General features: G+C 32.3%; 20 protein-coding genes and 1 tRNA gene. 16 read left to right on the top strand and 5 right to left on the bottom strand.

The features are described from left to right. Positions 1-324 precede the first annotated feature (324 nt). From P2W65_RS10430 to lysS, 3 genes are all read right to left on the bottom strand, one after another. On the bottom strand, positions 325-630 hold the full coding sequence (locus P2W65_RS10430) for a type II toxin-antitoxin system RelE/ParE family toxin (RefSeq protein ID WP_289665402.1): 306 nt from the start codon (positions 628-630) through the stop codon (positions 325-327). After that, entirely contained in the window at positions 615-848 is a 234-nt protein-coding gene (locus tag P2W65_RS10435; RefSeq protein WP_289665404.1) for a hypothetical protein, read from the bottom strand. The genes P2W65_RS10430 and P2W65_RS10435 overlap by 16 nt, the downstream gene beginning before the upstream one ends. 100 nt (positions 849-948) lie before the next feature. Next, positions 949-2,652, bottom strand: coding sequence for a lysine--tRNA ligase (gene lysS, locus P2W65_RS10440; protein WP_289665406.1), 1,704 nt, complete (start codon positions 2,650-2,652; stop codon positions 949-951). Positions 2,653-2,931: 279 nt separating this feature from the next. Here lysS and P2W65_RS10445 point away from each other — a divergent pair, with 279 nt between their 5' ends. The 3 genes from P2W65_RS10445 (at position 2,932) to lipB (ending at position 5,221) form a co-directional block, all read left to right on the top strand. After that, positions 2,932-3,657 (top strand): hypothetical protein, encoded by a 726-nt coding sequence (locus P2W65_RS10445; protein WP_289665408.1) that lies wholly within the window; start codon positions 2,932-2,934, stop codon positions 3,655-3,657. A gap of 104 nt (positions 3,658-3,761) precedes the next feature. Continuing rightward, positions 3,762-4,514 (top strand): hypothetical protein, encoded by a 753-nt coding sequence (locus tag P2W65_RS10450; RefSeq protein ID WP_289665410.1) that lies wholly within the window; start codon positions 3,762-3,764, stop codon positions 4,512-4,514. Between the two features lie 5 nt (positions 4,515-4,519). Beyond that, positions 4,520-5,221, top strand: coding sequence for a lipoyl(octanoyl) transferase LipB (gene lipB, locus P2W65_RS10455; protein WP_289665412.1), 702 nt, complete (start codon positions 4,520-4,522; stop codon positions 5,219-5,221). A gap of 56 nt (positions 5,222-5,277) precedes the next feature. Here the strand turns inward: lipB and rnhB are convergent, their stop codons facing one another. Continuing rightward, positions 5,278-5,937, bottom strand: coding sequence for a ribonuclease HII (rnhB, locus tag P2W65_RS10460; RefSeq protein WP_289665414.1), 660 nt, complete (start codon positions 5,935-5,937; stop codon positions 5,278-5,280). Positions 5,938-6,486: 549 nt separating this feature from the next. On the opposite strand from rnhB, the gene P2W65_RS10465 reads away from it, so the two are divergent. The 7 genes from P2W65_RS10465 (at position 6,487) to P2W65_RS10495 (ending at position 16,983) form a co-directional block, all read left to right on the top strand. Continuing rightward, positions 6,487-9,627 (top strand): SusC/RagA family TonB-linked outer membrane protein, encoded by a 3,141-nt coding sequence (locus P2W65_RS10465; protein ID WP_289665415.1) that lies wholly within the window; start codon positions 6,487-6,489, stop codon positions 9,625-9,627. A 10-nt stretch (positions 9,628-9,637) separates the two neighbouring features. Next, on the top strand, positions 9,638-11,113 hold the full coding sequence (locus P2W65_RS10470) for a RagB/SusD family nutrient uptake outer membrane protein (protein ID WP_289665416.1): 1,476 nt from the start codon (positions 9,638-9,640) through the stop codon (positions 11,111-11,113). A 286-nt stretch (positions 11,114-11,399) separates the two neighbouring features. Then, on the top strand, positions 11,400-13,370 hold the full coding sequence (locus tag P2W65_RS10475) for a putative porin (protein WP_289665417.1): 1,971 nt from the start codon (positions 11,400-11,402) through the stop codon (positions 13,368-13,370). A gap of 49 nt (positions 13,371-13,419) precedes the next feature. Then, the gene (locus P2W65_RS10480) at positions 13,420-14,781 is read left to right on the top strand and encodes a pyridoxal-phosphate dependent enzyme (protein ID WP_289665418.1); all 1,362 of its coding nucleotides are present in this window, start codon (positions 13,420-13,422) and stop codon (positions 14,779-14,781) included. A gap of 79 nt (positions 14,782-14,860) precedes the next feature. Further along, positions 14,861-15,343: a 3'-5' exonuclease gene (locus tag P2W65_RS10485; RefSeq protein WP_289665419.1), complete on the top strand. Its 483-nt coding sequence runs from the start codon at positions 14,861-14,863 to the stop codon at positions 15,341-15,343. 74 nt (positions 15,344-15,417) lie between these two features. Beyond that, a complete protein-coding gene (locus P2W65_RS10490) occupies positions 15,418-16,689 on the top strand; it encodes a DUF2851 family protein (protein WP_289665420.1) in 1,272 nt (423 codons plus the stop codon). A gap of 66 nt (positions 16,690-16,755) precedes the next feature. After that, positions 16,756-16,983: a PspC family transcriptional regulator gene (locus tag P2W65_RS10495; RefSeq protein ID WP_008466940.1), complete on the top strand. Its 228-nt coding sequence runs from the start codon at positions 16,756-16,758 to the stop codon at positions 16,981-16,983. Positions 16,984-17,041: 58 nt separating this feature from the next. Here the strand turns inward: P2W65_RS10495 and P2W65_RS10500 are convergent, their stop codons facing one another. Then, positions 17,042-18,514 carry an APC family permease gene (locus tag P2W65_RS10500; RefSeq protein ID WP_289665423.1) on the bottom strand — a complete coding sequence of 491 codons (1,473 nt, stop codon included), beginning with the start codon at positions 18,512-18,514 and terminating at the stop codon, positions 17,042-17,044. A 276-nt stretch (positions 18,515-18,790) separates the two neighbouring features. On the opposite strand from P2W65_RS10500, the gene P2W65_RS10505 reads away from it, so the two are divergent. The 6 genes from P2W65_RS10505 (at position 18,791) to P2W65_RS10530 (ending at position 22,647) form a co-directional block, all read left to right on the top strand. Beyond that, complete coding sequence (locus P2W65_RS10505; protein ID WP_289665424.1) at positions 18,791-19,678, top strand: ComEA family DNA-binding protein; 888 nt, start codon at positions 18,791-18,793, stop codon at positions 19,676-19,678. 14 nt (positions 19,679-19,692) lie between these two features. Continuing rightward, positions 19,693-20,835 carry an acyl-CoA dehydrogenase family protein gene (locus tag P2W65_RS10510; RefSeq protein ID WP_289665426.1) on the top strand — a complete coding sequence of 381 codons (1,143 nt, stop codon included), beginning with the start codon at positions 19,693-19,695 and terminating at the stop codon, positions 20,833-20,835. Positions 20,836-20,960: 125 nt separating this feature from the next. Next, positions 20,961-21,155, top strand: coding sequence for a 30S ribosomal protein S21 (gene rpsU / locus P2W65_RS10515; protein ID WP_026730435.1), 195 nt, complete (start codon positions 20,961-20,963; stop codon positions 21,153-21,155). Positions 21,156-21,251: 96 nt separating this feature from the next. Continuing rightward, positions 21,252-22,145 carry a tyrosine-type recombinase/integrase gene (locus tag P2W65_RS10520; RefSeq protein WP_289665429.1) on the top strand — a complete coding sequence of 298 codons (894 nt, stop codon included), beginning with the start codon at positions 21,252-21,254 and terminating at the stop codon, positions 22,143-22,145. 34 nt (positions 22,146-22,179) lie between these two features. Continuing rightward, the gene (gene hpf / locus P2W65_RS10525) at positions 22,180-22,482 is read left to right on the top strand and encodes a ribosome hibernation-promoting factor, HPF/YfiA family (protein ID WP_289665430.1); all 303 of its coding nucleotides are present in this window, start codon (positions 22,180-22,182) and stop codon (positions 22,480-22,482) included. A gap of 91 nt (positions 22,483-22,573) precedes the next feature. After that, a tRNA-Thr gene (locus P2W65_RS10530) sits at positions 22,574-22,647 on the top strand. The last annotated feature ends 61 nt before the right edge of the window (positions 22,648-22,708 follow it).

Consider the following 22,708-nt stretch of genomic DNA (forward strand, 5'->3'; position numbering starts at 1 on the left):
TTAAAAATAAATAGACTTGATATCAAGTCTAACTATTTTTCAAATGTAGTAATTTGTTTGCTAAAAAAAGTAAAATTAAAATCAATTCTGTGTTCAATATTGAACTAATTGTAATTCGTTTTTTACATTACATAAGTAATTATTGATGCAACTTACTATGAGATAATTTTCGGGATTAAATTGTTGTTTGTTATTTAGAGGTTCAACTTGATTACGGTTTTAATTCTTTAACCCAGAAGCTTTCGATTCTTCATTCATAAATTTTAGTCAATTAAGAGCTGAGGAAAATATTCATTAAAGAAGTATTGCACTATAAGTTTCAAATTACCTTTTTAGAATTTTAGAAAGTAATTTAGGATTTCTTCTATTATCCCAAAAAGCTACAACAATCAATTCTTTTGAGTTTGACTTATAGAAGATATTGTAATGCCCCAATGTTGAGGTTCTGATTTCTGGAAAGCTGGTTTTAACGTAAATTTCAGGATTATCAACTAGAAATTTAATTCTTTGTGTTATTTCTGAAACTAATTTTCTTGAATAAGTTTTTGATTTGTTTCTTTTGTTCCAGTAATTCAATATTTTTCTTCTTTGATTAACTGCAGTATTAGTCCAAATTATTCTGAAAGCCATTCTAAATCTTCTTTGTCTAAATCTTCTTGAGAAATAACTCTTCCATACTTTATGTCTTCTTCACTTTCTCTGAGCATATCCAGTTCATATTGTTCAAATTGATAAACATCTGATGTATCTGCATTTTTTAAAAGATTTCTGATTTTCTCTAACAGACTTATATCTTCGACATTTTTTAGTTTATCAAATATTTCTAATTTTATTTCTAAAGTGCTCATAATAATGCAATTTTGATTAATCAAAGTTATGTAAATAAAACGAAAAACCCGATAAGTTATAAACCTATCGGGTTGTATTTGTAATAAAATAAGACAAAAATTATCCCACCAATTCCACAAATTTAAACTCACCGTCAACAACAACTTTAGTTAAACCGTGTTTAGATAAATTTTTCATAGAAGCATCCCATTTTTTACCGCTTAAATTAGCTGTGATTTTTAGTTGCGTTAAATCCATTCTATTTTCATTTTTGGTAAGCAAGTCAATAATGAATTTTTCTTCATCAGAAAGTTCAATCTGAGCTTGTTTTTTCTCCGGACGCATTTGAGGGAATAATAAAACTTCTTGAATAGAAGCATTATTAGTTAAATACATAATCAAACGATCCATTCCAATTCCCATTCCAGACGTTGGAGGCATACCATATTCAAGCGCTCTTAAGAAATCTTCGTCGATAATTCCGTTTGCTTCATCATCACCTTTTGCAGCCAAACGCATTTGATCTTCAAAACGTTCTCTTTGGTCAATCGGATCATTTAATTCAGAATAAGCATTTGCAATTTCTTTACCGCAAACCATTAATTCAAAACGTTCCGTTAAATCTGGATTATCGCGGTGCTCTTTACAAAGCGGCGACATTTCTTTTGGATAATCTGTAATGAAAGTTGGCTGAATATAATTTCCTTCACATTTAGCTCCGAAAATCTCATCAATCAATTTTCCTTTACCCATTGTTTCGTCAACCTCGATTCCCATTCCACGCGCCGCTTCAAACAATTCCTGTTCTGTTTTTCCAGAAATATCAAAACCAGTAAAATGTTTGATAGAATCGGTCATTGTAACACGTGCATAAGGCGCTTTAAAGTTGATTTTGTGCTCGCCAAAAGTTACTTCGCTTGTGCCATTTACAGCAATTGCACAATGCTCCAATAAACCTTCAGCAAAGTCCATCATCCAGTTGTAGTCTTTATAAGCTACATATATTTCCATTGCAGTAAATTCCGGATTATGCGTTCTATCCATACCTTCGTTACGGAAGTTTCTAGAGAACTCATAAACACCTTCAAATCCACCAACAATCAATCTTTTTAAGTATAGCTCATTCGCAATTCGCATATAAAGCGGAATATCAAGCGAGTTATGATGCGTAATAAAAGGTCTTGCCGAAGCACCACCAGGAATGGACTGTAAAACCGGAGTGTCTACTTCAAGATAACCTGCATTGTTAAAATACTCTCTCATTGCAGTGAACAATTTAGTTCTCTTAAGGAAAGTTTCTTTAACCTGCGGATTTACCGTTAAATCTACATAACGCATTCTGTAACGCAACTCAGCGTCATTAAAAGCATCGTGTACATTTCCTTCTTCGTCAACTTTTGGTAAGGGAAGCGGACGCAATGTTTTACTCAAGAAAGTAAAACCGTTAACACGAATACATTTTGCACCAACCTGAGTTGTAAACAATTCACCTTCAATACCAATAAAGTCACCTAAATCAGTTAGTTTTTTGAATACTTGGTTGTATAATGTTTTATCATCACCTTCACACAAAACATCACGATTCACGTACAATTGAATACGCCCTTCACTGTCTTGTAATTCAGCAAAACAAGCTTTACCCTGATCACGAACACTCATCAAACGTCCCGCAACAATAACCTTCTTACCTTCCTCAAAAGTTTCCTTTATCTGCTTCGAAGTATGATTTACAGGAAAAAGATTAGCTGGATAAGGATTGATTCCCAGATTGCGTAAATTTTGAAGTTTTTCTCTTCTGATGATTTCTTGTTCTGATAATGCCATTTTGTGCTATTTTTTTAAGTGTGCAAAGATAAAGAAAAGAATGCAGATTTTAGAATGCAGATTTTAGATTTTTTGAAGCAGCAATTTATTGGATTTCAATACCCTTTAGTCCCGCTATCCGTTGCAATCTTTTATGCCGAACACCGGCATAAAAGGATTTCCACTTCTATCGGGGCTAGATAAGAAGATTTTGTTTTTAGAAGAACTTTTTATTGTAAGAAAATTAAATGTAAAACTAGCTATCTTAGCATCTTTTAAAATCAAAACCTTTTACAAAAAATGAAATATTTATTAATTGTATTACTTCTAATTTTAGTGTCTAGCTGTCAAATTACAGAAACACTTACAATCGATTCAGACGGAAGCGGTACAATAGAAATAGAACAGTTTCGGGAAGAAAACAGTTATATGCAGTTGGCAGGCGAAGAATATTCAAAAGAAAATGTATTTCAGGATACCACTTATGTTTTTAAAGAATACATTGGAAAATACAGGGAGAATTTTATAAAATACCTTCCAGAAGAACAAAAGTTGTTTCAAAAATATGCCAATGTAAAAGTGCATGTCAAACGAAGTTCTTACGAAAAAGAATTTCGAACCGTTTTTTCACTTTACTTTAATAAAGTCTCAGAAACTCCAGATTTATTTAAAACAGAAGATTATGCTTCAGACATTCAGCATAATTATGCCCTGACGGCAGAAAATCATTATTTCAAAATAGAATATGATTTTGACGGGACAATTTTTAAACGTTCGGTTTCGATTATAAATAAAGAAGAATTAGAAAAAGCAAAAGAGCAGTGTGAAAATTTTGAAAAAAAATATGGTTCTTCAAAACTGGTACAATCATATCTATTAAAGTATCATTTTCCAAAAAAAATAAAATCAGTTTCCAATTCAAAAGCGGTTATCAATTCAGATAAAAAATCGTTAACAGTAGAATTTAAATTGTCAGATTGTTTACGCAATCCAGAAATGACAAATCTCCAAGTCGTTTTGGAATAATAAAAAAGGAAGTTCGAAAACTTAGAAACTTAGAATCTTAGTCCCGATAACTATCGGGGCAGAACCTAAAAAACTTCGTATCTTTGATGAAAAATTGTACTCTTATGAAACTATACAAATTACTAAGCTTTTCTTTTTTAATAGCAATATTAACGAGTTGTACTTTCACTGAAAATATTACGATTAATGAAAACGGAACAGGAAAATTCTCTGTAGATATGGACGGTTCTGCTTTAATGGAAATGGCGGGCGACCAAATAGGAAGCCAAATGGGAGCTGATGCTAAAAAAGACATTGATTCGACATTTACTTTCAAACAACTATTTGAGGAGAAAAAAGACAGTATTGCTAAATTGTCTCCAGAAGCTCAAAAAGAACTAAAAAAATTGGAGAATTTTGTGGTGAGTACTAAAATGAGCTCAGAGAAAAAGCAGTTTTTAATGAACTTTGCAACAGACTTTAAAAACGTAAACGAATTACAAGATATTTTACAAACCATAAGTGCACTTCAAAAATTGGAAGGTGCAGCCAATGCTAGTCCGCTTGGAAGTGGTTTTGGAAACAATAATAGTAAACTAAGTTATACTTACGACGGAAAGAAATTTACAAGAAAAGCTGTAATAGACAAGCAGAAACTGGCTGAGATTAAAAAAGATTCTACAGCAGATATGACCAAAATGATGTTTGCTTCATCGAATTACATTGTAAAATATAATTTTCCAAAAAAGATTAAGAAAGTCTCTAATCCAAATGCATTGTTTAGCGACGATAGAAAATCAATTACAATTCAATACTCTTTTACGGATTATATGGAGAATCCAGACAAACTCAACTTCGATGTTGAGTTTGAAAAATAATTAAAATGAACAAAAAAATCCAACTTCAGGATCTGGGCAATAAAGACTATAAATCGACCTGGGAATATCAAGAAGAACTTTTCAAAGACATAGTCGATTTAAAAATCAAAAACAGAAGGGAAGAACTTGATCTGCCGACGCCAAATTATTTATTATTTGTAGAGCATCCGCATGTTTATACTTTGGGTAAAAGCGGCGATTTTGAGAATTTATTATTAAACGAAAAACAACTAGAAGCCAAAGGAGCGACTTTCTATAAAATTAACCGTGGTGGCGATATAACGTATCACGGGCCGGGACAAATTGTAGGTTATCCTATTCTTGATTTAGAAAACTTCTTTACTGATATTCATAAATACTTACGTCTATTGGAGGAATCTATGATTCTTACTTTGGCAGAATACGGCTTAGAATCGGGGAGAAGTGAAGGCGAGACAGGAGTTTGGCTTGGTGTGGGAACTCCGTTTGCACGTAAAATATGTGCTATGGGTGTTCGTGCTTCGCGTTGGGTAACCATGCACGGATTTGCTTTAAACGTAAATGTCGATTTGGGATATTTTGATAATATTATTCCATGTGGTATTCGAGGAAAAGGAGTAACTTCTTTAAACGTCGAACTTGGAGTAGAAAAGGTAGATGAGGAAGAAGTAAAATCGAAAATCATCAAACATTTTACAGCATTATTTGAAGCTGAGTTTGTAAGCTAAAAAAAAAGTACAAGCATAAAAAAAAAGACTTATCAATTGATAAGTCTTTTTTATGTCTAAAATTCTAATTTTAATTGTTCCGGTAAAAGCCTGAAACTCATGCGGTGGTGTTTTGTTGTACCATATTTTTTAATTGCTTCACGATGTTCAGTAGTCGGATAGCCTTTGTTTTTTTTCCAATTATACATGGGAAATTCTTCATGAATTTGATCCATGTATTCGTCGCGATACGTTTTAGCTAAAACCGAAGCAGCTGCAATACTTAGAAATTTTGCATCACCTTTTATAATACTTTGATTGGGAATCGATTTTAATAATGCAATTTCATCATCAGAAAACTGTTTTCCAAAAGTGTTTTTAAGTCCCAATTTGGCATTTATAGATCGGTTTCCATCTACAATAATGTACTCTGGAACATGTTTAAGTTTTAGAATACACTCCTGCATGCCTTTCATTGAAGCATTTAATATGTTTATTTCGTCAATCTCTTCTGGAAATAAATGTGTAACCGCAAAACATAGTGCTTCTTTTTCTATAATCGGCTTTAAAAGTGCTCTTGTTTTTTCAGATAACTGTTTACTGTCATTTAAAATTGTATTCTCAAAATCTTCAGGCAGAATTATGGCGGCGGCGGTTACGGGTCCGGCGAGACACCCTCTTCCTGCTTCATCTGTTCCGGTTTCTAGAATAAATCCTGAGTAATTATGCTGTAACATACTTATTTTTTTTCGTACACAAATATTGTGTTTTTCGATAAATTATTCAAAAAGGAAGGATTAAAAAACGAAAAAAAAGTTTTTTTATGAAAGAAAGCTGTTTTGAATTGAAGCGTTATTTATTCTCGAATGAATACACTTTGGTAACACTAAAAGGGATTAGAATATTGGCGAGAAAATGCATTTTTTTAGAGAAAAGTACCGGGTTTAACTTTCTTTTCTTTCCTAAAACACAAAAAAAGGCTAAAAACATGATTTTTAGCCTTTTATTTTTTTAAGATAAGTATTATAATTTGTGGTTTTAATGTCTTGAGAAAGTGTATTTTTCGTACATTAAAATGTTAATATTATGTTAAAATTTTATGTTTTTTTTAAGTCTGATTTCGGTGTTTTTGTTAAAAATATCAGGTTTTGGGTGTTAAAATGTAGTTTTTTAATGTTTTGTGTTAAAATAGCATGAACTAAATCCAAATTAAGTGTTAAAAAAACTATTGTTATTTTAAGAAATAATTAAGATGTTTGCGACCTACTAATTCAAAATATACTAAAATGAAATTAAAATTACATTGGATTTGTACGCTATTAATAGCGTTATCAATTCAGTTCTCTTACGCTCAAGAGAGGACTGTTACAGGTGTTGTTTCAGGCGACACTGGAGTTATTCCTGGTGTTAATGTTGTCGTTAAAGGCACAAAAGTTAGTACACAGACAGATTTTGATGGAGGTTTCTCTATTAAAGCTAAAACAGGTGATGTACTTCTTTTTTCTTACGTTGGAATGGATAATCTTTCTGCAGTTGTCGGGACATCTCCAACACTTAACATCAAAATGAAAGACACAGGAAAAGCTTTGGAAGAAGTTGTAATTGTGGCTTACGGTAAAGCAAAGAAAAGTTCTTATACAGGTTCAGCTGTAGCAATCAAAGGAGAGGACTTTGCTAATAGAGCTGTAACAAACGTTTTGTCTACAATTGAGGGAGCTTCTTCGGGTGTTCAAATTCAGAGTGCATCAGGACAGCCAGGCGCGGCGCCAGCGATAAGAATACGTGGTTTTAGTTCTATCAATGGATCAAATACGCCATTATATGTAGTAGATGGTGTTCCTTTTTCAGGAGATATCAGCAATTTAAATTCTGCTGATATTGAAAGCTTAACAGTTTTAAAAGATGCTTCATCAACTTCATTATATGGCTCCAAAGCGGCAAATGGTGTTGTAATCATTACTACAAAAACGGGTAAATCTTCAAAAGATAAGTTCTCTTTGAATGTTAGCCAAGGTATGAGTTCAAGACTTATTAAAGAATATGAAAGAGTAGGTGCTTTTGACTATTATCCTTTAGAGTGGGAAGCAATTAGAAACAGCCGTCCAATGGCTACTCAAGCTCAAATTGATGCAGCAAATGCATATGCTTCTACAAGGGTTCCAGTGGTTTTGGTTACGAATCCATTTAATGTTCCAAATGCACAAGTTGTTGGTACTGATGGAAAAATAAACCCTAATGCTAGTTTATTATATCCTCAAGATTTAGACTGGTTGGCTCCACTTGAAAGAGCAGGAGTTCGTCAAAATGTAGATTTTTCTTATCAAGGGAAATCAGAAAAATCGAATTACTTTGCTTCTATTGGTTATGTGAATGAAGAAGGATATATGCGTAAATCGGATTACGAGAGAATAGCAGCGAGATTAAATCTTAATACATCTTTAAAAGAGTGGTTTAAAACAGGAATTAATTTATCTGGAACAACTACAGACTCAAATTTAGCTGTAAATGGTGTTGATAATACAAGTTCTTTTAATAACCCATTTAGATCTATCAGATATATGGGGCCAATATATCCAGTATATGATCACACTTCAACAGGAGATTATGTTTATGATGCTTTAGGAAATAAAGTATACTCAACTGTAAGAGGTAGTGGAGCGTCTAATGGTAGAAATATCGTTTATGAAACGTTAAATAATACGGATAATACAAAAGGTACAGCATTATCTGCTCGTGCATACGCTGAGGTTAAGTTCTTAAAAGATTTTAAATTTACATTTAATGCCTCTTTGGATAAATCGTATAACAATAGGACGTATACTTACAATACAGAAATTGGAGACGGTGCACCTACAGGGTTAATTGCAAAAGAGGATAGAATTATTACAGGTGTTACTTATAACCAGTTATTAAACTATGACAAAAAAATTGGTGATCATACAATCTCTGTTTTAGTTGGTCACGAAAGTTTTGATTATGAAAGAAACTGGCTTACAGGTACAAAAACAGGACAAGTTTCTCCGGATAATCCAGAATTTATTAACTATGCAACTACTACAGATTTAACATCTTATACAAGAAACTATGGTACAGAATCTTATTTGTCAAGAATAGGTTACGACTATAAAGACAAGTATATTCTTTCTGGTTCATTTAGAAGAGATGGTTCTTCAAAATTTGCAAAAGACAATCGTTGGGGTAACTTCTGGTCATTAGGAGGAGCTTGGGTTCTTACTAGAGAAAGTTTCTTAGACAATATTGGTTGGTTAAATGAATTAAAACTAAGAGCTTCGATTGGGGAAGTAGGTAATGATTCTCATACAAGTAATGACGATTTAAGTTTCTACGCTAGCCAGCCTACATTTAGTTTAGGGTATGATAATGGAAGTGAAGGTGGAGTTGTAACAAATGCTGCTGGAGCTACAAATTTACAGTGGGAAAAGAATACTCAGAAAGATATTGCTGTTGAATTTGGATTATTTAACAATAGACTTAGAGGTGCTGTTGAATATTATAATAGAAATACAGATGGCTTGATTTTCTCTGTTCCAAATCCATTATCATCAGGTTTAGATAATAGAGTAGAAAATATTGGATCTATGTCAAACAAAGGTTTTGAAATTTCATTAGATGGAGTTGTTGTTAAAACAAATAATTTCTCTTGGGGATTAAATGTTAATGCTTCTACTATTAAAAATGAGATTACAAGTTTGCCTCAAAAAGAGATTATCAATGGAACTAAAAAATTAATGGTTGGACAATCTATGTATGATTACTGGTTGAGAGATTGGTATGGTGTAGATCCAACAGATGGATACGCTTTGTATGTTTCGGATCCTGCTTTAATTGTTGCGGGTGATGCTACTCAGAGAGTTGTTAATGGAGTTAACGTAACGACAGATCAAAATAAAGCATTATACCACTATGCAGATTCTGCAATTCCTGATTTGTATGGAAGTTTTGGTACTAATGTAGACTACAAAGGTTTAAGATTAGAAGTTTTATTTGCTTATCAAATTGGCGGTATGATGTATGATAGTAATTATGCTGCACTTATGCATACTGGTAACAATTACGGATCTGCTTTAAGTGTTGATGCACTTAACAGATGGCAGAAACCAGGAGATATTACTGATGTTCCAAGAATGGATATCAATAGAAATACACAGTCAACTGCAGCTTCTGACAGATGGTTAATTGGTTCAGACTATTTATCTTTAAGACAAGTTAATTTATCTTACAAGATGCCTTCTGAATTAATCTCAAAATTAGGCGTAGATAATGCTACTTTGTATGTAAACGGTGAAAATTTAATGTTATTCACTAAACGTCAAGGATTAGATCCAAGTCAAACTTTTAATGGAACAACTCAAAATAGATACACTCCTTCTAGAGTTATTACTTTAGGTTTGAACTTAAACTTTTAAAAAAAACATTATGAAATCAAATTATATAAAACACCTATTTTTAGCACTATCATTTTTAGTGCTTGCTTCTTGCTCAGAAGAGTTTTTGGATAAAAAACCTACGGAATTTATTGATTATGAAGGAGCTACGAAAACGACTGATAATTTAATGACTCTTTTGAACGGTATTCATAGATCATTATATGTACGATATGAATCTAACCAAAATGAGAATGGATTAGGGAGTTTAATGCAGCAGGTTGATATTGCTGGAGATGATGTTGTTTTTCCAGTAACTAACGGATGGTTTTTACAGGTTTACAACTGGAATGGTGTTGCCAATGAGAACTCTCAGGATATCAGATTTCCATACAGAACTTATTATAGAATCATTAGAAATGCAAATACAATTATTGAAGCTACTGATGCAGCAATAGGTACAGAGGCAGATAAGAAAATTGTAAAAGGACAAGCATTACTTTATAGAGCTTTCTGTCATTATCAATTGGTACAGTTGTTTGGAAAAAGATATGTAAACGGAACGACAAACTCACAGCTTGGTGTGCCAATTATTTTAACAGTTGGTAATGAAAATTTCCCTCGCTCAACAGTTGAAGAAGTTTATGCACAAATTAATAAAGATTTAGATGAGGCTAATGTTTTATTAGTGGGGTATACAAAACCAAATAACTCACATTTAAATTTGAAAGTTGCACAAGGTTTAAAAGCGAGAGTTGCTTTGACTCAAGGGAATTGGGCAATTGCAGCAGATTATGCGGCTAAAGCTAAAACAGGTATCAATTTAATGAGTACTACAGAATATGTTAAAGGATTTAATGACTATAACAATGTAGAATGGATGTGGGGAAGTCACATTAATGAGGTTCAAACAGATTATTTTGGAAATTTTGGAGCTTACATGTCAAGAAATTATAATTCGACAGTTATTCGTTCTTGTCCAAAAGCGATCAACAGTAAACTTTATAATTTGATTCCAACTACTGACGTACGTTCAACTTTGTTTGATAGAACAGGTAGCCATACAGCATTAAATTTACCATCTACATACGCTAAATTTCCTTTTACAAGTCAAAAGTATTTGTCTATAAGTACTGGAGACAGTAGATGTGATATTCCTTATATGCGTGTTGCTGAAATGTACCTTATTGAAGCAGAAGCAAAAGCTAGATTAGGACAGGCAGATGCTAATACAGTTTTATTTACTTTAGTAAAAAGCAGAAACCCTGCATATGTTTTGTCTACTAATACAGGTCAAGCTTTAGTGAATGAAATTTGGTTTCAAAGAAGAATTGAATTATGGGGCGAAGGTTTTAGATTTTACGATTTAAAAAGAACAAATTCTGCTCTTGACAGATCTGGTGCAAATCATGATTCAACAATTACTGGTGGTGTAATCAATGTTCCAGCAACAGACAAAAGATGGCAGTGGCTGATCCCTAGAGCTGAGATCAATGCAAATCCATTAATTGTTCAGAATGAATTATAATAGGATACAATATATGGTTTAATGTGTAGTTATAGTTCTAATAGATTTTCTTAAGTGTTAAAATTTTGAATAAAAAATACTCCACGTTAAGCATGTATTGCAACAAACAATAATTATTTTGATTTATTTTGAAGACCCCGTATACTTTTGTGTACGGGGTTTTCGTTTCAAATAACCTAAATGGTTCTAGGTTCATATTATGTATTATGTTTTTTCGTTTATACGTTTTTATCTTTTACCTTTGCTCAGCAAATTTTGTCATAATAAATTTATATAAAGCCATCAAATGAGAATATTCATTTTTCTATATCTATTAGTTGTACCAACTTTATTGTTTTCTCAAGTAAAACCAGCTCCTAAAAATAATTTAGATATGAATACGGAATACTCAAGTATAACGGATACCGTAAAAAAGAAAAAAGCTAAAATTGCAACTATAGACCAATATAAGATTGTAACACTGGAGCACGATACTATTTATGTTGATACTTCGCTGACGCTTAAAAGTGCTTATAAGCAAAATCATCTCAGAAAAGATCTTTTTGGTTATCAGGAATTTTCCAATATCGGCCAGCCTTTAAATACGTTACAATATAGTTTGACTAGTTTTTCTCCATATCCCGAAATTGGTTTTAGCGGAAAACATTTTAATTACATACAGGCAGATCAAGTTCGATATTATTCTGCCGCAACGCCTTTGACAGAGTTGTTTTTTAATACAACAATTAATAAAGGTCAAAATGTAGATTCTTTTATCACGTTGAACGTTTCTAAAAATCTGAATTTTTCAATTGCCTATAGAGGTTTAAGATCTGAAGGAGATTATATTAATCAGTTGGTTAGTGCAGGAAACTTTAGATTCACCACTAGTTATGCTACTACAAGCAGACGGTATGCCATAAACGCTCATTATACTTTTCAAGATATAATGAATGAGGAAAACGGAGGTATTACAAATGATAATAATTTTGAAAGCGATAATAAAGATTATAAAAATAGACAAAGATTGCAAGTCTATTTAACTGATGCAGAATCGATGTTAAAGGGAAGAAGAATCTTTTTTGATCATGCTTTTAGAGTAAATCCAACTGAAGGAAATAACAATCTATATGTAACTCATCAACTTAATTATGAGAATAAAAGTTACGAGTATAAACAGCCAACAGTGCTTTCTACGGTTACAGATGATAATAATGTTAGTACTAGGATTGAGCGTTTTGGAGACTCCTATGCGTCAAGCAATATAAACGATAAGACAAGGTACGAAAGACTTTATAATAAAGTAGGACTTGCTTATGAAAATTCGCTTCTAGGGAAATTTAACTTTTTTGTAGATGATTATAGATCAAACTATGAGTATGAAAAAATAATTATTCGCACCGACAGTACTGCTGTACCAGGGAATTTGTTTGTACACATTAATAATGTAGGAGGACAATATGAATACCAAAAAAACAAATGGAATGGCAGGTTCTTGTATTCTAGATCAATTACAAACCAGTCACTTTCAGATTTAGATGCAAAGCTGCGTTACGATTTAAATGATGATATTAAATTTGATTTTAGATATCGTAACATTAATAAACTGCCAAATAATAATTATAATTTGTATCAAAGTAGTTGGGTATCTTATAATTGGTCGAATAGTTTTAAAAACGAAAAAATCAATTCTCTTAGTGCAGAAATTAAAACACCTTGGTTGACAGGACAAGTTCAATATACAGTTCTTAAAGATCATTTGTATTTTTCAGACACATTGAGAACGGCTAATGTTCAAATTGTTACGCCATTACAGTATGCAAATACGATTAATTATTTAGAAATAAAAGCAAGCCGAGAATTTAAATTTGGGCCATTTGCATTAGACAATACACTTTTATATCAAAAAGTAGATCAGTCTGATTTGGTATTAAATGTTCCTGACTTTGTAACAAGAAACACGTTCTATTATTCAGGTTACTTTTTTAAGAAAGCATTATATATGCAGACGGGACTTGTATTCAATTATCTTACTAAATATTACGGGGATGATTATAACCCTGTTATTGCTGAATTCTTTGTGCAGCAGGATAAAAAAATTGGTGGTTTTGCAACATTTGATTTCTTTATTAATGCCCGAATTCGTCAGACTAGATTTTATTTAAAAGCAGAGCATTTTAATGCTGCTTTTACACAAAGTAATTATTATGCAACGCCTAATAATCCTTATCGTGATTTTGTATTGCGTTTTGGTTTAGTTTGGAATTTCTTCCAATAAAAAAAAAAGACTTACTTTATTTTAAACCACATATTAAACTTAAATAAAAATGGACTTTTCAAATAATATTTTAGAAACAATTGGTAACACACCATTGGTAAAGCTCAACAAAATTGTTGCTGAAATTGATGCATTAGTATTGGCAAAAGTCGAAACTTTTAATCCCGGAAATTCTGTAAAAGACAGAATGGCCGTAAAAATGATTGAAGACGCAGAGGCTGATGGAAGATTAAAACCGGGAGGAACTATTATTGAAGGAACTTCAGGAAATACGGGAATGGGATTGGCTCTTGTGGCTATTGTAAAAGGATATAAATTGATTTGCGTTATTTCAGACAAGCAGTCAAAAGAAAAAATGGATATTCTTCGTGCGGTTGGTGCAAAAGTTGTTGTTTGCCCTACAGATGTTGAACCTACAGATCCTCGTTCATATTATTCGGTTTCAAAGCGTTTAGCAGAAGAAACTCCAAATTCTTGGTATGTAAACCAATATGATAATATGTCAAATTCATTGGCACATTATGAACAAACTGGGCCTGAAATCTGGAAACAGACTGAAGGAAAGATTACACACTTTGTTGTTGGTGTTGGAACTGGAGGAACTATTTCTGGTGTTGGAAAATACTTAAAAGAGAAAAACCCGAACATTAAAATTTGGGGAATTGATACGTATGGTTCTGTTTTTAAAAAGTACCATGAAACAGGAATTTTTGATGAAAACGAAATCTACTCTTATATAACAGAAGGAATTGGAGAAGATATTCTGCCTAAAAATGTTGACTTCTCTTTAATTGACGGATTTACAAAAGTAACAGATAAAGATGCGGCTGTTTATACGAGAAAAATTGCGCTTGAAGAAGCTATTTTTGTTGGAAATTCGGCAGGAGCTTGTATAAAAGGTTTATTGCAGCTAAAAGAGCATTTTAAGCCTGATGATGTTGTGGTAGTATTATTTCATGATTCTGGAAGCCGTTATGTAGGTAAAATGTTCAACGATGATTGGATGCGCGAACGTGGATTCTTGGAAGAAAATGTGACCAAAGCAGAAGATGTTATTAAAGATCATATCGATAAAGAATTAATTGTAGTTCGTACAGAAGAATTGGTTTCGCACGCAATCGAGCGTATGCGTAAATATAAAATCTCACAGATTCCTGTTGTAGATATCAGTGGCTTTGTGGGATCTGTTGATGAAACAGACTTGTTTAGAAGTTATGTTGCAGATAAAAACGTTGCCGAAAAACCAATCAAGGAGGTAATGGGAAAACCTTTTCCAATTGTAAAATTAGGAACTCCAATTGAAGAAGTGTCAAAACTTTTTACCAAAGAAAATGATGCGGTTCTAGTTGATTTAGGAAACGGACACCATCATATTATTACAAAATATGATATTATTGGCTCGATAAAATAAGTCTTTACAAATAATATTTATCCATAAATCTTGTTACTTTAGTAATTAGATTTATGGATTTTTCTTTTAAAAATATAAAATGAATTTTACTGCAATAGATTTTGAAACGGCTACGGGATATCATCCATGTTCTGTTGGAATTGTGACGGTTCAAAACGGAATAATTATTGACGAATTTGTAACTTTAATAAAACCTCCAAATAACGAATATAATCCGTTTACGACTCGTGTTCATGGAATTTACCCAAAGGACACCATCAATTCTAAAACTTTTTTTCAGGTTTATCCCGAAATAGAAAAGCGGCTAAAAAATCGAGTTGTCGTGGCACACAATGAAAGCTTTGACCGTAATGTTTTAATGAAGTCTATGCTGCTTCATGGTTTAAATTATGAAGATTTAAACATTGCTTCACAATGGGAATGTACAGTGAAAATCTATAAAGCAAAAGGAATAAAGCCAACAAAGCTAAGTGACTGCTGTCGCGAAATGAAAATTCAGCTCAATCACCATGAAGCTTTATCAGATGCAAGAGCTTGTGCAAAGCTGTATATGCTTCGTTAAATAAATTTAATTTGTAAGAATAATTTTAAAATTTTATTATTTTTAGATTTTGTAAAACAATATCAAATCTAAAAATGAAAGAAGACTTTCTTTATTATCTCTGGAAATTCAAGAAGTTTGATACTTTGAATTTGAAAAGCGCGCAAGGCGAATTAATTACTATTTTGAAATCAGGTGATTATTTAGAGCTTTCGGGGCCTGATTTTTTTAATGCACAGATAGAAATTGGAAATCAAAAATGGGCAGGCAATGTCGAAATTCATTTAAAATCTTCCGATTGGTATCTTCATAATCACGAAAAAGATCCTGCTTATCAAAATGTGATCCTTCATGTAGTTTGGGAGAATGATACGGCTATTTTTAGAGAAGATAATACAGAAATTCCCGTTTTGGTTCTCAAAGACTTTGTTGATAAAGAAATACTCGCTAATTATAAAGCATTGGTTTCTCCTAAAACATGGATTTCATGCGAAAAACAAATTAAAGGTATTGACAGTTTTGTTTTTAAAAGCTGGCAGGAAAGATTGTTTTTTGAACGTTTGGAACGCAAATCAAAATTTATTTATGAATTATTAGAAGAAACAAATCAAGACTGGGAAGCAGTTTTGTTTTTTCTTTTGGCAAAGAATTTCGGTTTAAATACAAATGGAGTTTCTTTTCTTCAAATTGCCAAATCAATTCCGTTTTCAATCATAAGGAAAGAAAGTTTCGAAAACGAAAATCTCGAAGCATTATTTTTTGGAACCGCTGGTTTGCTTAATGGAGAAAAAGAAGATGTCTATTTTAAAGATTTAAAATTCAGATATTTTTATTTATTGAATAAGTACCAATTGGAAAGAACATTTGTTGAACCTGTACAATTTTTTAAACTTTGCCCAGATAATTTTCCAACCATAAGGCTTTCACAAATGGCAGGTCTTTATCATAAATATCAAAATTTGTTTTCTAAAATAAATGATTTAAAGTCTATTGCGAGCGTTTATAATCTTTTTAATGTTTCGACAAGTAGTTATTGGCAGAACCATTATCAGTTTGATAAAGAAAGTCCGAAGAAATCAAAGCTATTATCGAAGGCATTTTTAGATTTGATTGTGATCAATACGATTATTCCAATTCAGTTTGCTTACTCGGCTGTATTAGGGGAGTCAATTGTTGAAGATTTAATTGATTTCATGAATGAAGTTGCATCAGAGAAAAATGCCGTAATAGATAAGTTTATTTCGTTTGGAATAAAACCGAAAAATGCATTTGAAAGCCAAACTTTGTTAGAGCTCAAAAATGAATATTGTAATCATAAAGCTTGTTTAAAATGTGCGGTTGGAGTGGAACTTCTAAAAAACAATTAGATAATTTTGTATTTTTGCAATTCACGTCAATGTAGAAATCTTAAATCAAAAATCTAATATCATAATATGTCAGCTATTTTAAAACTAAAATTCTTTTTTGAAAAATATGGTTTCCATGTTTCTTCTAGATTGGCAGATAAATTAGGGATGCGTGTAACAAGTGTTAGATTGTTTTTTATCTATATTTCTTTTGTTACGGCAGGTTTAGGATTTGGAGTTTATTTGACATTGGCATTTTGGATTAGACTTAAGGATTTAATCCGCTCCAAAAGAACATCAGTATTTGATTTATAAAAAGAAAGCTCCAAAATTTACTTTGGAGCTTTCTTTTTTATATTGAAATAGTATATTTCTATTCTTCAAATCCTTTAGCGTCATTAAGCTTAGATCTTTGTTTGCTGTATCCAAAATAAACAAGAATACCAATTGCAAGCCATCCAAGTGAAAATAATTGAGCATCTAAACTCAAATTAATGATAAGATAAGTATTAATTGCAATTCCTAGTACAGCAATAATAGGCAATGCAGGAACTTTAAATGTTCTAGTTAAACCTGGCTGTTTTACTCTTAAAATCCAAACCGCAATACAAACCATTGTAAAGGCAAATAAAGTACCGAAGCTTGTCATGTCAGCTAATTTATTGATAGGAGTAAAAGCGGCAACTGTTGCAATAATACCTCCTAAAATCATTAAGTTAGTTGTAGGAGATCCAGAAATAGGGTTTACTCTAGAGAAAACAGAAGGAATTAAACCGTCTTTAGACATCCCTAAGAAAATTCTAGATTGTCCCATAATCATTACCATTAATACAGAAACTAATCCAATAGTAGCTGCAACAGTAATAATAAATCCAGCCCATCCTTGTCCTGCAATATCAAAAGCATAAGCAACAGGTGCTTTGATAGCTTCAGGATATTTTCCTAGTGGATTGAAATCTTGGTAATTCATCATTCCAGTTAATACAAGAGAAACAAGAATGTATAAAGTTGTACAGATTAACAATGAAGCAATAATAGCAAAAGGTACATCTTTTTTAGGATTAATAGCTTCCCCAGCTTGTGTAGAAACGGCATCAAAACCAACATAAGCAAAGAAAATGGCAGCAGCTCCAGAAACAATTCCTCCAATTCCGTAAGCATTATGAGTTGTTTCTTTTTCGATAATTTGAGTAGCTTCAGGAATAAACGGGCTCCAGTTTGCTGTATTAATAAAGAAAAGTCCAGCAATAATTACGAAGATAACCGCAGCAACTTTAAGAATAACGATAGCGTTATTAGCTTTTGCTGCACTTTTAGTTCCTTTAATAAGTAGTGAAATAACTAAGATAACAATCAAGAAAGCAGGAAGATTCATAGAGAATCCTTCTCCAGTGTAGCTTGCAGGATCTGTTGTCAGCCATTCAGGGAGTTTAATACCAAAGAGTTTAAGTAATTTATTAAAATATCCGGACCAGGAAACCGCTACGGTCATAGATCCCATGGCATATTCGAGTATAAGTCCCCAGCCAATTATCCATGCAAAAATTTCTCCGATAGTACCATAAGCATAGGCATAAGCGGATCCTTCAACTGGTAAAATGGAAGCAAATTCAGAATAGCAAAGAGCGGCAAAAACACAAGCAATACCTGCAATAATAAACGAAATTGCTAATGCTGGGCCTGCATGATAATAAGCCCCAGTACCTGTAAGTACAAAAATTCCTCCACCGATAATGGCACCAACACCAATGGCAGTAAGACTCCATTTTCCAAGGACTCTTTTTAAATCACTTTTTTTCATATCGGCCTCAAAGGCAGATATTGGTTTAACTCTCCAAATTGACATACTATAATATTGGTTTATTTGTTATTAAGTGCCAAATGTATTGTTTTTTGTAAAAAATAAAAACAATTATCATGTTTTAAGTTATAAAATCTTTATTTTTTTTAGAGGACTCTCAGGAAAGTTTCTCTAAGTATTGATATTCATTAAATTAATTGAGGTTTTCTGAAATATTTGATAATTTTTTAAAAGCTACTTTTCTTACTAATTTAATTCATATTTTTGAGAGTTTTTTCTTATTTTTTGTTTTTATAATAAATTAAAGAGCTTTTTTTGATTATGAATTTTAGTTATTTTAAAAAATATTTACATTTTACAAAGTATCAGAGAGCAGGCATTTTAATACTGTTTTTAATAATAGTAGTAGTGCAGCTGTTTTATCTATTTGCGGATTTTTCTATAAGTGAAGAGAAAAGTCCTGATAAAGAAAAATGGCTCGATCTTCAATCGGAAATAGATAAAGAAAAAACTTTAAAGGGAAATAATAAACCAGTAATTTATCTATTTAATCCAAATTTTATTTCAGATTATAAAGGATATAAACTCGGAATGTCGGTTGAGGAAATTGATCGTTTATTGGCATTTCGTAAAGAAAATAAATATGTAAACTCTGCTGAAGAGTTTCAAAAGGTTACTGGTATTTCAGATTCGTTGCTAAATAAAATTTCTCCCTTATTTAAATTTCCAGATTGGGTGGAGCATAAATCTAATTTAAAATCGGAGAAATTAGAATACAATACAATTGCTTATCCAGAGAAAGTAAAGCTTGAAATCTTAGATATAAATCAGGCAACACAGGAAGATTTAATGAAGATATATGGAATTGGTGAAGGTCTATCCACTCGGATATTAAAGCAAAAAGAAATTATGGGATGTTTTGTTTCAATGGATCAAATGGAAGATGTTTGGGGGCTTTCTCCTCAAGTTATAAATGAATTAAAAACTCATTTTAAAGTAGTAATCCCGTCAACATTAAAAAAAATAAATGTGAATGATGCTTCGTTAAAAGAATTATCCCAGTTTCCGTATTTTAAATATGCTCTCGCAAAACAGATTGTAACATATAGAAGCATGAATGGAAATTTTAATAATATTGAGGATTTATCAAAAATTAAAGATTTTCCTGTTGAAAAAGCAAAAATAATTAGTTTATATTTGGAGTACTAAAAAGAAAGCAACTAATGAATTTTGAATATAACGAAACACAGTTAATGATTACGCAGTCTATAAAAGACTTTGCAGAAAAAAATATAAGACCCTATATAATGGAGTGGGATGAGTCGCAGATTTTTCCAATTCCGTTATTTAAGAAATTGGGTGAAATGGGATTTATGGGGGTTTTAGTTCCTGAAGAATATGGAGGTTCTGGGTTAGGTTATCATGAATATGTTACTATAATTGAAGAAATTTCAAAAGTAGATCCGTCAATAGGATTGTCAGTTGCGGCGCATAATTCACTATGTACAAATCATATTTTGACTTTCGGAAACGAAGAGCAAAAGAAAAAATGGCTTCCTAAATTAGCAACAGCAGAACACATTGGTGCTTGGGGACTAACAGAACATAATACAGGCTCGGATGCTGGAGGAATGAATACAACGGCGGTCAAAGATGGCGACCATTGGATAGTAAATGGAGCAAAAAATTTTATAACTCATGCAATTTCTGGAGATATTGCAGTTGTTGTAGTACGTACAGGGGAAAAAGGTGATTCTAAAGGAATGACGGCTTTTGTTTTTGAAAAAGGAATGACGGGTTTTTCGTCAGGAAAGAAAGAAAATAAGCTGGGAATGAGAGCTAGTGAAACTGCGGAATTGGTTTTTGATAATTGCCGAGTTCCAGATGAAAACAGATTAGGAGAAGTTGGGCAGGGGTTTATTCAGGCAATGAAAATTCTAGATGGAGGAAGGATTTCTATAGGAGCTTTGTCATTAGGAATTGCAAAAGGGGCTTATGAAGCAGCGCTGAAGTATTCAAAGGAAAGGCATCAGTTTGGGCAGCCAATTAGTAATTTTCAAGGAATATCCTTTAAATTGGCAGATATGGCAACGGAAATTGAGGCTTCAGAATTGTTGCTTCATAAAGCAGCTTTTTTGAAACAGAAGCATAAAGAGGTAACTACAGCAGGAGCCATGGCAAAAATGTATGCTTCTGAAGCCTGTGTTAAAATTGCCAATGATGCAGTCCAGATTCATGGCGGATATGGGTATACTAAGGATTTTCCAGTTGAAAAATTCTACAGAGATTCTAAATTGTGTACAATAGGAGAGGGGACTACTGAAATTCAAAAAGTAGTAATTTCTAGAAATTTATTGAAAGAATAAAGGGTTGATCTATTCTCTTTTTTTCTGTATTCTATTCTCTGAAAAAAAATAATTTAAAATTTATGGCTTATAATTAATAATTAATTTTTACATTTGCAGCCTTAACGAGAGGAGGTGTCTATATTATGTTAATTATACCAATTAAAGACGGAGAAAATATCGATAGAGCATTAAAGCGCTATAAAAGAAAATTTGATAAAACAGGAACTGTTCGTCAATTAAGAGCACGTACTGCTTTTATTAAGCCTTCTGTTATCAAAAGAGCTCAAATTCAAAAAGCTGCTTACATTCAAGGTTTGAAAGATAGCTTAGAAAGTTAATATTTAGCTTTTCAGAAATAATTACCGTTAGTGGTCAAAATGTTTTAATTTTGATTCTAACGGTTTTTTTTGTGCTTAATACTGAGATTTTATTTTATGAAAACAAATAAAGAAGCTTTTGGGGATTATCTTTTGCTGGAGAAAAAATATTCTGCGCATACCGTGCAGGCTTATTTAAATGATGTTGTGTCTTTTGAGTCTTTTGTTAGTGAAAGTTTTGAGCAGGAGAGTATTGATTTGGTAAATTACAGTCAAGTTAGAAGCTGGATTGTTTTTTTGGTAGAACAGGGGATTTCGAATGTGTCGATAAACAGGAAAATGGCTTCTCTAAAAGCTTTTTACAGATTTTTGTTAAAGTCTAAGCAGATCGAAATTAATCCTATGTTGAAGCATAAGGCTTTAAAAGTTCCGAAAGTGGTCCAGATTCCTTTTTCTGAAAAAGAGCTAAAGGATTTGCTGAGTGAGATAGATTTTCCGGTTGGTTTTCAAGAAGTGAGAGATAAGCTTATTGTGGAGATGTTTTATGTGACGGGAATGCGTCGTGCGGAATTGATTCATTTGATGATTAAGAATGTGGATCTTTCTTCTGGTGTTATAAAGGTGTTAGGGAAAAGAAATAAGGAGCGTATTATTCCTATTCTGCCAATGATAGTGAATCAAATTAGGGTTTATATAAAGGAGAGGGATAGTCTGGGGGATATTGAAGATTTTGATTATTTTTTTATTTCCAAAAAAGGATTAAAATTAAGCGAATCTTTTGTTTATCGTTTAATAAATTCATACTTTAGTAGGGTCTCGGAAAAGGTAAAAAAAAGTCCGCATGTGCTTCGGCATACTTTTGCAACCCACTTGTTGAATAACGGGGCAGATTTGAATTCGGTTAAAGAGTTGTTGGGGCATTCTAGTTTGGCGTCTACGCAAGTTTATACTCATAATAGTTTGGCGGAACTTAAAAAAGTGTATAAAGGGGCGCATCCAAGAGGTGACTGATGACTCTAAAATGTTAAATCCTAAAATTTGTATTATGAAGGTAGATGTTCATGCGGTTAACTTTACTGTTGACAGAAAATTGGTCGATTTTATTCAGGAAAGAATGAGTAAGTTGGAAAAATACTACGATCGAGTGGTTTCGTCAGATGTTTTTTTGAAAGTGGAAAGAACAAGTGATAAAGAGAATAAGGTGGTGGAGATAAAGATTAATGTTCCTGGTGATGAGTTTTTAGTGAAAAAACAGTGTAAAACATTTGAAGAGGCGATTGAGCTTTCGGCAGAATCGTTAGAACGTTTGCTTGTAAAAAGGAAAGAAAAAATAAGAGCGCATATTTAATTGAAATTTTTTTTTGAAAAATGTTTTGATTAAAAGATAAAATACCTACATTTGCAGTCCGTTAGAAATAGCGGACTTTTTTAATGCATTCGCCGATGTAGCTCAGCTGGCTAGAGCAGCTGATTTGTAATCAGCAGGTCGTGGGTTCGAGTCCCTCTATCGGCTCGAAATATTTCAAATACGATTTGAAATTTGTTCTTTTAAAATATTGATAATTAATGATTTG

The sequence above is a fragment of the Flavobacterium panacagri genome (assembly GCF_030378165.1).
GTDB lineage: Bacteria > Bacteroidota > Bacteroidia > Flavobacteriales > Flavobacteriaceae > Flavobacterium > Flavobacterium panacagri.